Source organism: Phenylobacterium sp. (assembly GCF_030654915.1).
In the GTDB taxonomy this organism is placed as follows: domain Bacteria; phylum Pseudomonadota; class Alphaproteobacteria; order Caulobacterales; family Caulobacteraceae; genus Phenylobacterium.
Window position 1 is genome coordinate 1 of sequence record NZ_JAURWM010000394.1, and the last position, 11,343, is coordinate 11,343.

General features: G+C 66.8%; 9 protein-coding genes and 1 pseudogene. 3 read left to right on the forward strand and 7 right to left on the reverse strand.

Translation table 11 applies throughout. The features are described from left to right. Window positions 1-287: pseudogene (locus tag Q7T84_RS20810) on the reverse strand (hypothetical protein); the annotation flags it as partial. Window positions 288-362: 75 nt separating this feature from the next. On the opposite strand from Q7T84_RS20810, the gene recG reads away from it, so the two are divergent. Next, window positions 363-2,438, forward strand: coding sequence for an ATP-dependent DNA helicase RecG (gene recG / locus Q7T84_RS20815; RefSeq protein WP_304813020.1), 2,076 nt, complete (start codon window positions 363-365; stop codon window positions 2,436-2,438). Between the two features lie 4 nt (window positions 2,439-2,442). On the opposite strand, the gene Q7T84_RS20820 is transcribed toward recG, so the two are convergent. From Q7T84_RS20820 to kdsA, 6 genes are all read right to left on the reverse strand, one after another. Beyond that, complete coding sequence (locus Q7T84_RS20820) at window positions 2,443-3,438, reverse strand: NADP-dependent oxidoreductase (protein WP_304813022.1); 996 nt, start codon at window positions 3,436-3,438, stop codon at window positions 2,443-2,445. Window positions 3,439-3,505: 67 nt separating this feature from the next. Next, window positions 3,506-4,765: an NAD(P)/FAD-dependent oxidoreductase gene (locus Q7T84_RS20825; protein WP_304813025.1), complete on the reverse strand. Its 1,260-nt coding sequence runs from the start codon at window positions 4,763-4,765 to the stop codon at window positions 3,506-3,508. A gap of 23 nt (window positions 4,766-4,788) precedes the next feature. Continuing rightward, on the reverse strand, window positions 4,789-5,913 hold the full coding sequence (locus Q7T84_RS20830) for a DUF3089 domain-containing protein (protein WP_304813028.1): 1,125 nt from the start codon (window positions 5,911-5,913) through the stop codon (window positions 4,789-4,791). 13 nt (window positions 5,914-5,926) lie between these two features. Then, the gene (gene rfaD, locus Q7T84_RS20835; protein WP_304813031.1) at window positions 5,927-6,925 is read right to left on the reverse strand and encodes an ADP-glyceromanno-heptose 6-epimerase; all 999 of its coding nucleotides are present in this window, start codon (window positions 6,923-6,925) and stop codon (window positions 5,927-5,929) included. Beyond that, complete coding sequence (rfaE2, locus tag Q7T84_RS20840; protein WP_304813034.1) at window positions 6,922-8,376, reverse strand: D-glycero-beta-D-manno-heptose 1-phosphate adenylyltransferase; 1,455 nt, start codon at window positions 8,374-8,376, stop codon at window positions 6,922-6,924. Before rfaE2 ends, rfaD begins: the two co-directional genes overlap by 4 nt. A gap of 20 nt (window positions 8,377-8,396) precedes the next feature. Then, a complete protein-coding gene (kdsA, locus tag Q7T84_RS20845) occupies window positions 8,397-9,242 on the reverse strand; it encodes a 3-deoxy-8-phosphooctulonate synthase (protein WP_304813036.1) in 846 nt (281 codons plus the stop codon). A gap of 194 nt (window positions 9,243-9,436) precedes the next feature. Between kdsA and Q7T84_RS20850 the strand changes: the two genes are divergently transcribed. After that, on the forward strand, window positions 9,437-10,693 hold the full coding sequence (locus Q7T84_RS20850; RefSeq protein ID WP_304813040.1) for a cyclopropane-fatty-acyl-phospholipid synthase family protein: 1,257 nt from the start codon (window positions 9,437-9,439) through the stop codon (window positions 10,691-10,693). 42 nt (window positions 10,694-10,735) lie between these two features. After that, window positions 10,736-11,343: pyridoxal-phosphate dependent enzyme (locus Q7T84_RS20855; protein WP_304813043.1), on the forward strand; the 608-nt coding region annotated here is incomplete at its 3' end.

Genomic DNA, 11,343 nt, shown 5'->3' on the forward strand with positions numbered 1-11,343 from the left:
CCATAGGTCTTGGTCCGCTCGCCCCGCTCCCAGTCGCCGAAGCCCAGCTGTCCGGCGACGTGCAGATTGTCGAGCCGGTAGTTGCCGACCTTCACCTCGGCGGCAGGCAGATAGTAGCCGAACTGGTCGTCGCCCTTGGGCTTGGAGAACCCGGCGAAGCTGGCGTCGACCGGCACCGCCGGTGGCGCGACCGGAGCTGCGACCTCGGCGGTCTTGGCGGCGTCCGAAGATTGGCCGCAACCGGCCAGCAGAACGACGGCGACCGTCGCGATGAACGCGCTACGCATTGGAATTCCCCCCTTGTTTGAAAGAAGATCATCACGGGCGCCGCACCCTGTCCATGGTCGCGCTATGTTCCCGTCATGCGGCCTGAGATTCTATTTCCGCTTTACGCGCCCATCACCTCGCTCAAAGGGGTTGGCGTCCGCGTGGCTCCCTTGCTGGAAAAGCTGGCCGGTCCGGTCGTGCGCGACGTCCTGTTCCTGGCGCCGCACTCAGTGGTCCAGCGCACGCGGGCCAGCGTGAACACCGCCGTCGAGGGCGCGGCCCAGATCTTCGAAGTTCAGATAGACGCCTTCAAGAAGCCCCGCGGCCCCCAGCAGCCGTGGCGCGTGGAGACCTATGACGGAGGCGGGATTCTCACCTTGGTCTTCTTCGGGAGCTTTGGCGGCCAGCTTGAGCAGAAGCACCCCCTGGGCGCCAAGCGGGTCGTCAGCGGTAAGGTCGAGCGCTTCGGCTTGAACCTTCAGATCGCCCATCCCGACTATATCCTGCCGCCCGAACGAGTGGACGAGATCCCGCTCTTCGAGGCCGTCTATCCCGCCACGGCCGGCGTCCCGGCCCGCACGGTCCGCAAGTTCGTGCTCGAAGCCCTGGAGCGGGCGCCCGAGCTGCCCGAGTGGCAGGATCCCGCCTGGCTGGCCCGCGAGCAGCTTCCGAGCTGGCGCGAGGCCCTGGTTCGGCTCCACTCACCGGCTGGCGAAATCGACTTGGCGCCGCAGACCCCGCACGTCCGCCGTCTGGCCTATGACGAACTCCTGGCCCACCAATTAGCGATGGCCCAGCGCAAGGCCGACCGCCGCCGGGAACCGGCCGCCAAGATCGTTCCCGCCGAGATATCCGCCAAGGTCCGCGCCGATCTGCCCTTCAGCCTGACCGGCGCCCAGGAGCGCGCGCTCGCCGATATTCGGCATGACTTCGCCGCCGGTGAACGGATGAGCCGGCTGATCCAGGGCGATGTCGGGTCGGGCAAGACGGTCGTGGCGATGCTCGCCATGGCTGACGTTGCGGGCGGTGGCGGCCAGAGCGCCTTGATGGCGCCGACCGAGATCCTCGCCCGCCAACACTTCGAAACCTTATCAGGACCGCTGTCCGACCACGGCATCAGCGCCGTCTTGCTCACCGGCCGCGACAAGGGTCTTGCCCGGGCCGAGAAGCTGCGCGCCCTCGCCTCTGGGGCCGTCCAGGTCGCCGTTGGCACGCACGCGCTCTTCCAGGACGACGTGAACTTCCAGCGCCTGCAACTGGCCGTCGTCGACGAGCAGCACCGCTTTGGCGTGGCTGAGCGCCAGCGGCTGCAGGCCAAGGGGGACGCCGTCCACCTGATCGCCATGTCGGCGACCCCGATTCCCCGCACCCTCGAACTGACCGTCTATGGCGACCTCGACGTCTCGCGGATCGACGAAAAGCCGCCGGGCCGCACCCCAGTCGCCACGCGCGCCGTGCCCATGAGCCGCGTTGAGGAGGTCGAGGCCCGCCTGCGCGATGTGATCGCCCAGGGCGCCCAGGCCTTCTGGATCTGTCCGCTGGTCTCCGAATCCGAATTGATTGACCTGAAGGCGGCCGAGAAGCGCGCCGCCGAACTGCGCCAGAAAATCGGCCCCGGCGTCGGCTTGGTGCACGGCAAGATGAGCGGGCCGGAGAAGGACGCCGTCATGGCCGACTTCGCCGATGGAAAGATCAGCCTGCTGGTGGCGACCACGGTTGTAGAGGTCGGGGTCAATGTGCCGAACGCCACCATCATGGTCATCGAGCAGGCCGAACGCTTCGGCCTGGCCCAATTGCACCAGCTTCGCGGCCGGGTGGGGCGTGGTTCGCGCGAGAGCGCCTGCGTCCTGCTCTACGATCCGCCGCTGTCGGAGACCGCCCAGAAGCGGCTCGATATCCTGCGGCGGACCGACGACGGCTTCCAAATCGCCGAGGTGGACCTAGAACTGCGCGGCGGCGGCGATGCGCTGGGTCTGCGCCAATCGGGCTTCCCCGCCTACGTGTTCGCCGACCCGATCGCCCACCGCGACCTGATCGCCACGGCCGGGGACGACGCCCGCATGATCATAGACCGCGATCCGGAACTCACCTCCGAACGTGGCAAGGCGCTGCAGGTACTGCAGGAGCTCTTCGATTGGCGCCCGAGTTCGCCACTCAAGGACGCGGGCTAGAAAATCAGCTCACCTTCACCATGCGCTTGCCGCGGTTCTCGCCCGCCAGCAGGCCGACCAGGGCTGATGGCGCGTTCTCCAGCCCGTCGATCACGTCCTCGAGCACCTTCAGCTTCCCGCTCTCGACCCAACTTTTCAGATCCGAGAGCGCGCCCTCGCGCTGCTCGTCAAAGTCAGAGACGATGAAGCCACGCACGTTCAGGCGTTTGGTGACGATCAGACCAGGGACCCCCCGCGGGCCGTGCGGCGGGGCCGCGCCGTCATACTGCGAGACCGCGCCGCAGCAGGCGATCCGCCCGAAATTGTTCATGTTGAACAGGGCCGCCTCGAAGATCTCGCCGCCAACATTGTCGAAATAGACGTCGATACCGTTCGGGCAAGCCGCACGCAGCGCGCGGCGAACGTCGCCGGCCTTGTAGTCGACCGCCTCATCGAACCCGAGTTCGTCCTTCAGCCAGGCAGACTTGGCCGCCCCGCCGGCGATGCCCACCACCTTGCAGCCACGGATCTTGGCGATCTGCCCGACCAGGGACCCGACCGATCCCGCGGCTGCTGACACCACGACTGTCTCGCCAGCCTTCGGCTGTCCGCACTCCAGCAGACCGAAATAGGCGGTCAGGCCGGCCACGCCGTAGACGCTGAGCAGATGGGTGATCGGAGCCAGGTCTGGCAGCTTGGCCAGCGACTTGCCGGGCAGCACCGCATAGTCCTGCCAACCGGTGTCGGCGAACACCAGATCGCCCTTGGCGAGGCCCGGCGTCTTGCTCTCCATCACTTCCGCCAACGAGCCGCCGGCCATCACGTCGCCAGCCGCCAGGGCGGCGCGATAGGTCGCGCCTTGCATCCAGGCGCGGTTGGCGGCGTCCAGCGAGATGTAGCGCGTCCTCACCAGGACCTCGCCCTCCCCCGGCGCCGGGATCGCCGCCTGCGCCAGTCGGAAGTGGTCGGGCGACAGCTTGCCCTGCGGAAGTTGCTCGAGAACGATCTGGCGATTGGTCATGGCTTTGTCTCCCTCGGGGCGTTGGGCCGGCACGATGGCCCCTGGCGGCCGCGCGGGTCAATCAAACCTAGCCGATGATCAGCCGTACGTGCCGTTGACGGGTCAGCCAGCTCCAGGACCAGTCAAGCGCGACGGCGACCCGGTTGCGGAGGCCGATCAAGAAGTAGATGTGCGCCAAGCCCCAGAAGACCCAGCCCAGCCAGCCGGTCAGGCGAAAGCCGTCGAACCGCACCACGGCGGCGCTGCGCCCGATGGTGGCGAGGTCCCCGGCATGGCGATAGTGGAACGCTCCAGGCGGCGCCCGTCCGCGCACCTGCGCCTCGATCACCCTGGCTGCATGCCGCCCCGCTTGCTTGGCGGCTGGGGCGATGCCGGGCACCACGACCCCGCCCCGCCCATTCACCGCCGCGGCGTCGCCCACCACGAAGACATTGGGGTGGCCCTGAAGCGAAAGATCCTCCGCCACGACTGCCCGCCCCGCCCGGTCATGAGGTCCGGCAAGCTCGGCCGCCAGCGGCGAGGCCGCCACGCCCGCCGCCCAGATGATCGTGCGTGAGGCCAGATGTCGCTCGCCCACCTGGGCGCCGTCGGGGCCGCACCCCGTGACCGCTGTCCGGGTCATCACCGTGACACCTAGTCGCTCCAGCATCCGCGCGGCATAGGCAGCCAAGCTCTCTGGAAACGCCGCCAGAATTCGCTCGCCCGCCTCGACCAGCACCACCTTGGCCTCACGGGGATCGACGTTGCGGAAGTCGCGGGCCAGGGCGTCGCGCGCGAGTTCCGCCACCGCCCCGGCCATCTCCACGCCGGTCGGCCCGCCGCCGACGATCACGAAGGTCAGCAAGCCCTCGCGCTCGCCAGCCGGCGCGTTCTCAGCCTGCTCGAAGGCGCTCAGCACTCGCCGGCGAATGGCCGTGGCGTCCTCGATGCTCTTCAGTCCTGGCGCATGCTCCGCCCATTCCGGATGCCCGAAATACGAGTGGGCCGCGCCCGTCGCGACCACCAGATAGTCGAACGGCTGGTCGCCGGCCGTCGTCCGCACGCAGCCTGCTTCAAGATCGATGCCGGTCGCCTCGGCCAGCAGGACGCTGGCATTGGCTTGCCGCCGCAACAGATGCCGGATCGGCCAAGCGATCTCCGATGGCGACAGCGCCGCCGTCGCCACCTGATAGAGTAGCGGCTGGAACAGGTGATAGTTTCGGCGGTCGAGCACTGTCACATCCACCGGCGCATCGGCCAGCTCTCGCGCGGCGGCTAGGCCGCCAAAGCCGCCACCGATGATGACGACTTGAGGACGATGATCTGGGATCGGCGACGACTGGTTCACGCAAAATCCCCCGCAGTGCGTACCTAACTTGGCGCAGCCGAACGCTGGGCTTCCAGCGCCGCGACCCTGGCCTTCGCATCGGCCTCGATGTCGGCATAGAACAGGTTATAGGCCACCGCCTTGCGACGGTCCGTCCAGGATCCTGATGCTCTCAGCGAGCTCGATTTTGGCCGCGAGACGCGCAGCACGCCCTTCTCGCATCGCGCCGAGATCTGCCGGGTCAGGAAGGCTGGCCGCGCCCCCCATTCCAGGCCCGTGGCGTTGGCGGCGCCTAGGCTCAGGCGAGCCGGCGCCGGAGCGTTGCTGGCCGCGCCAAGCAGCGGATTAAAGCACAGCGGAACCCGCCCCTGGAGATTGACCAACTGGCCTTCCTGGTCCCAGACCAGCGACCGGTCGAGGATCGCCTGGGCGCGCTCCGGCTCGCCCTCGAACACCGAGATCCAGGCCGCCAGGCAGCCCGGCTGGCCAGGCGCGATGCAGGCTTGAATCGGCGGTGAGTTCGCCGGCACGACGGTCTGGATCAGATAGGCGGCGGCGATCTGCGCCTTCAGCTTTGGATGGGCCGCGACCTCCTCGGCCAGCAGGCGCGCAGCCAGGTTGCCACCCTGCTCCACCCCCACGATCACGAACGGCCGATCCTGATTGTAGTGTTCGACATAGTGTCGGAAGGCGGCGACGACGTCGGAGTAGGCGAAGCGCCGGGCCTCCTTGGCGTCGTCGCGCAGGGTCATGAAGGTGTAGAGGCTGGCCTGCCGGTAGCGGGGCGCGAAGATCCGCCCCACCCGAACGAACGGCCCAGCATAGTTCGGCGCCATCACCTGACGGAACAATCGGTCGGCCTTGGCGTCGTCGATCGGTGCATTCCAGTGACGTCCGCCGTCGAAAGTGGTCGGCCCCACGAAGAAGACGTCGGCAGGGGGATCGGTTGGGGACGGCGTTCCGGGATTCGTCGGCAGCAGCGCCCACGCCGCCTTGGTCGCATAGTCGGGGGCCGGCGGCGGATCGTAGGTCTGGAACGGTTCCTTGGGGTCGAGCCTGGTCCGCAGGATGTCGTCGCGCCACACAAACGCGGCGGCGGCCACCACCAGCAAGGTGAGAATCACCCCGGCGGTAACCAGACGCTTGAAGCCCCTAGGACGATCGGCCATGAGCGCCCTGGCCCTACCGGTAAGGGTCGGGTTGCGAAAGGTAACGCTTCACGTAGTCGCCAACGCCCTCTTCCAGCCCGGTCATTGGCTGATTGTAGCCGGCGGCCTGCAGACGCTCCATGCGAGCCTGGGTGTAGTATTGATACTTGTCGCGAATGGCCGGCGGCATCGGGGTGTACTCGATTTCCGCAGGTCGATCGGCGGCCGCGAACACCGCCTTGGCCATGTCCTCAAAGGTCCGCGCCGTGCCCGAGCCCAGGTTGTAGACGCCGTTGACCTGCTCGTTCTTCGCCAGCCAACCGACCACGTCGGCGACATCGCGGACATAGACGAAATCCCGTGTCTGGCCGCCGTCCGGCACGCCGTCGCGATAGGACTTGAAGAGCTGCACCCCATGGCCGTCGCGGACCTTTGGCCAGATCTGCGACGCCACCGACTTCATCGAGTGCTTATGCTCTTCGTTCGGTCCGTAGACGTTGAAGAATTTCAGCCCCACCCACTGCGGTGGCGCATAATCCCTCGCCGCCTGACGGGCCGCGAACAGGTCGAACAGAGCCTTGGACCAGCCATAGGTGTTCAGCGGCCGCAGGGCCGCAAGCGAGTCGATGTCGTCACGGTCCTCGAAGTCGGTCGCATCGCCATAGGTCGCCGCCGATGAGGCGTAGACGAACCGCCTCTGGTGATCGGCGCACCAGCGGAACAGGTCGCGGCTCAGGGTGAAGTTGGCATGGACGATCTTGTCGGCGTCCGGCTCGGTCGTCGAGGACACCGCGCCCATGTGCACGACCAGTTCGATGTCGCGCCAACGCTTCTCGAGCCATTCGAACATCGACTCCGGCGCCACGAAGTCGCCGATTGGATGCTTGGCGATATTGCGCCACTTGCCGAGTTCAGCCTCGTGCAGCCAATCGCAGACGACGACGTCCAGCGACGAGTCCTCCGCCAGCTTGGCGACGATATTGGAACCGATGAAACCGGCCCCGCCGGTGACGAAGATGATCCGACGGGTCATGCCTTCTCCTGCATCCGTGCAATGGCGGCCGTGGTCGAATAGCCGTCGACGATCTGCGCCAGCCTAACCTCTCCGCCGTAAGACTTCACGAAGTCCCCACCGACCACTTCGCTCTCTGCGTAGTCAGCGCCTTTGATCAGCACGTCGGGCCGCGCGGCCTCGATCAAGCCGATCGGTGTGTCCTCGTCGAACGGCGCGACGAGATCCACCGAACCCAGACCCGCCAGCACCACGGCACGGCCCTCCAGGTCGTTGACCGGCCGGCCTTCACCCTTCAACGCGCGCACCGAGCGATCCGAATTCACGCCGACGATCAGGCGATCGCACCAGGCCCGCGCCTGCGCCAGATAGGCGACATGGCCCTTATGCAGGATGTCGAAGCAGCCGTTGGTGAAGCCGACCTTCAGGCCCTTGGCCCGCCAGCGCGCGATCTCGTCGGCCATCCGCTGAGGTGTCACGATCTTGGCTTCGGCCGGCGCCATGTGAGCGCTGATCGAGGCCTCGATCATCTCTTCGGGGGTGACCACGGCGGTGCCGGCCTTGCCGACCGCCACGCCTGACGCCAGCATGGCGAAGGCGATGGCGTCGGCGATATCGACCTTGGCCGCCAAGGCGACGCCGAGCGCCGCCAGGGTGGTGTCGCCGGCGCCCGAGGCGTCGAAGACCTCGCGCGGAACGCCAGGGAAGTGCCGTATCGGCTCGCCGCGAACCGCGAGCGAAATGCCCCGCGCCGCCCGCGTGACCAAGATCGCCTTAGCTTCGCAAAGCGTTAGGGCGTGAGTCAGCGCCGCCTCGATCTCGGCGTCAGACACGGTCGGCATGTCGGTCGCATGGGCCAGTTCCGCGGCGTTCGGCTTGACGATATCAACCGCCCCATAACGCGCGAAGCTGCGGGCCTTGGAATCCACGATCATCACGGCGCCCGAGGCCCGGCAGGCCTCGATGACGCCATCGGTGACGACGCCCTTGCCGTAGTCGGACAGCAGCACCACGCCGACGTCGCGCGCCACGTCGCGCACGGTGCGGATCAACCGCTGCTCGACATCGCCGCTGGCCGCACCGCTGGTTTCCATATCGACCCGCAGCAGCTGCTGGCCGCCGGAGACGAAGCGGGTCTTCAGGGTCGTGGGACGGCTGGCGTCGGTCACGACGAAGCCCTCGACCCCCGCCTCTGCCTTGATCAGACGCAAGGCTTCGACGCCCTCGGCGTCGCCGCCGATCATCCCCACCAGGCAGACCTCGCCGCCCAAGGCCGCGGCGTTGCGCGCCACATTGCCGACCGCGCCCAGCATCACCAACTCGCGTTTGCGGGCCAGCACCGGGATCGGAGCCTCGGGCGAGACGCGGGTGACGTCGCCATAGACGAAGCGGTCGACCATCAGGTCGCCGACGCAGGCGATCCTCGCGCCTGACAGCGAGGACAGGATGTGTTGAAGGGCCGAGAGGTCCATGGGCTCAGAGCCTACGCCGATTATTGCACGGCCGCATGGATGGCTTTCAGGCTCGCGAGCAGGTCATGGGCGCCGTCCAGCGGCAGGCAGCTCGGCCCGTCGCACAGCGCCTTGTCCGGATCGCGATGGAACTCGAGAAACACGCCGTTGGCGCCGACCGCCACGGCGGCCTTGGCGATGACGGCCACCCCATCCCGGCGGCCGCCAGTCGAGGCGCCGCCCGTGCGAGGATCGGCGCCAGGCAGTTGCACCGCATGGGTGGCGTCGATGGTGACCGGAGCGCCCAGCTTCTTCATCTCCGGAATGCCGAGCATGTCTACGATCAGATTGTTGTAACCGAACGAATTACCGCGTTCGCAGAGGATCACCCCGACGTCGGACACTTCCTTGATCTTGACCAGGATGTTCTTGCAGTCCCACGGCGCCAGGAACTGCCCCTTCTTGACGTGCAACAGTCCGCCCGCCGCGCCCGTGGCCTTGGCGGTCGCCACGACCAGATCGGTCTGGCGGCACAGGAAAGCGGGGATCTGGACAAGGTCGGCGACCGCGGCGACCGGCTCGGCCTGGGCGATCTCGTGCAGGTCGGTGGCGATCGGCACGTTCAGTTGCGCCTTCACCTCCGCCAGAATCTTCAGCCCCTCCGTCAGGCCTGGACCGCGGAAGCTCTTCACCGACGAGCGGTTGGCCTTGTCGAAGCTCGCCTTGAACACATAGGGCAGCCCAAGCTCGGCGGTCACCACCTTCAGGTGACGCGCGGTCTCCAAGGTCTGTTCCAGATCCTCGATAACGTTCAGCCCGGCGATCACGACCAACGGTTGGCCGTCGCCGATCGAGAGATTCCAGCGATTGAGCGTGAGTACGGTCATGACATTCCCGAGCTTTTGGCCGTCGGCGTCGCAGCGCCGTAGCGGCCTAAGTGGCGCGCGTCCGCTCGCTTCACAAGCTCGAAAACGTCCCAGGCTGCATCCGGCCGGCGAGCGGAACCGTAGGTCGAGGGTCCGAGTTGATTCGTCTCAATCTGAAATGCAGTGTAGCTTGTGGAAAATCGAGGGTTGCAGCCATGAGCTTGGCGCACGAACCATCGTTGGCGGCCCTGGCCGCCTCGCCCAGAGCCTTTCACAGGCTCCCGGAACTGGCGGGTTCGCCGTCGGCGTTTCGCTTCGCAGCGCGGCTCATGGCGCTCAACTGGCGAGCCGGCGAGCTCATCTTCGTCACGCCTGCCGGCCGCGAACTTCGGATCGCGGGCGCCGAGCCTGGCTTCGAGGCCACGATCATCATTCACGACTTCCGGTTCATGCGGCGGGTCCTGGCCTCGGGCGATATCGGGTTCGCCGAGGGCTACATGGCCGGCGAGTGGGATACCCCCGACCTTTCGGCAGTCCTCTCCGCCGTTAGCCTGAACTTCGACCGGCTGGCCAAGCTGGTGCTCGGCAATCCCGTCGCACGCGCCGTCAACTTTGTCGGCCACCGCCTCAACGCCAATACCCGCAAGGGGTCCCGCAAGAACATCCACGCCCACTACGACCTCGGCAACGCCTTCTATTCGCGGTGGCTGGACCAGACGATGACCTACTCGTCGGCCCTCTACGAGCATCCCGACCAGCCCCTGGATCAGGCCCAGACCCATAAATACCGGACCCTCGCCCAAGGCATGGGCCTTTCAAGCGGCCAGAGCGTTCTGGAAATCGGTTGCGGCTGGGGCGGGTTCGCCGAGTTCGCGGCCAAGGAGGTCGGCGCCAAGGTCACCGGCATCACCATCTCCAGGGAACAGTTCGAGTTCGCCCGGAAACGGATGTTCGAGCAGGGTCTGTCCGACCGGGTCGACATCCAGATGATCGACTATCGTGACGTCCAGGGCTGCTTTGACCGCGTGGCCTCGATCGAGATGTTTGAAGCGGTCGGCGAACGCTATTGGCCGGCCTATTTCGACAAAATCCGCGACGTCCTCGTCCCCGGCGGACGCGCCGGACTGCAGATCATCACCATCCGCGACGAATTTTTCGAAAGCTATCGCCGCCGCGCCGACTTCATCCAAAAGTACATCTTTCCAGGCGGGATGCTGCCCTCCGAGGAGCGCCTGAAACCGATCACCGAGCGCTCCGGCCTGAATTGGACCGGGATTAACCGGTTCGGCGAGGACTACGCCGACACCCTGGCCGAATGGGCCCGCCGGTTCGAAGGCGCTTGGGGCGAGGTCACCCACCTCGGTTTCGACGAGCGCTTCCGCAAGCTCTGGCGCTTCTATCTCAGCTACTGCGAGGCCGGCTTCCGCACCGGTCGAACAAATGTGGTGCAGCTAAGCCTCGCCAAGGCCTGATCCCCCTGTTCTTGAGCCGCCGCGCCACCTAAGTAGACGGCCATGACCGTTGCTCAGAGCGTCCTGGACGCAATCGGAAACACGCCCCTGATCCGCCTGCGTCGCGCGAGCGAGGCCACGGGTTGCGAGATTCTCGGCAAGGCCGAGTTCATGAATCCCGGCCAGTCCGTCAAGGACCGCGCCGCGCTCTACATCATACGCGACGCCGAGAAACGCGGCCTGCTGCGCCCGGGCGGACGGATCGTCGAAGGCACGGCCGGAAACACCGGCATCGGCCTGGCCATGGTCGCGGCGGCCTCCGGCTACCGCACCACCATCGTCATCCCCCGCACCCAGAGCCAGGAAAAGAAGGACGCCATCCGCCTGCTCGGCGCCGAGTTGGTCGAGGTGAACGCCCTGCCCTATTCGAACCCGGACAATTATGTCCGCTATTCCGGGCGCTTGGCCGAAGAACTGAACGCCAAGGAACCGGCCGGCGCGATCTGGGCCAACCAGTTCGACAACGTCGCCAACCGCCAGGCCCACGTGGAGACCACGGGCCCCGAGATCTGGGAACAGACGAACGGCAAGGTGGACGGCTTCATCTCGGAGGTCGGCTCCGGCGGGACCCTGGCTGGGGTGGCCGAGGCCCTGCGCGCCCGCAAATCCGA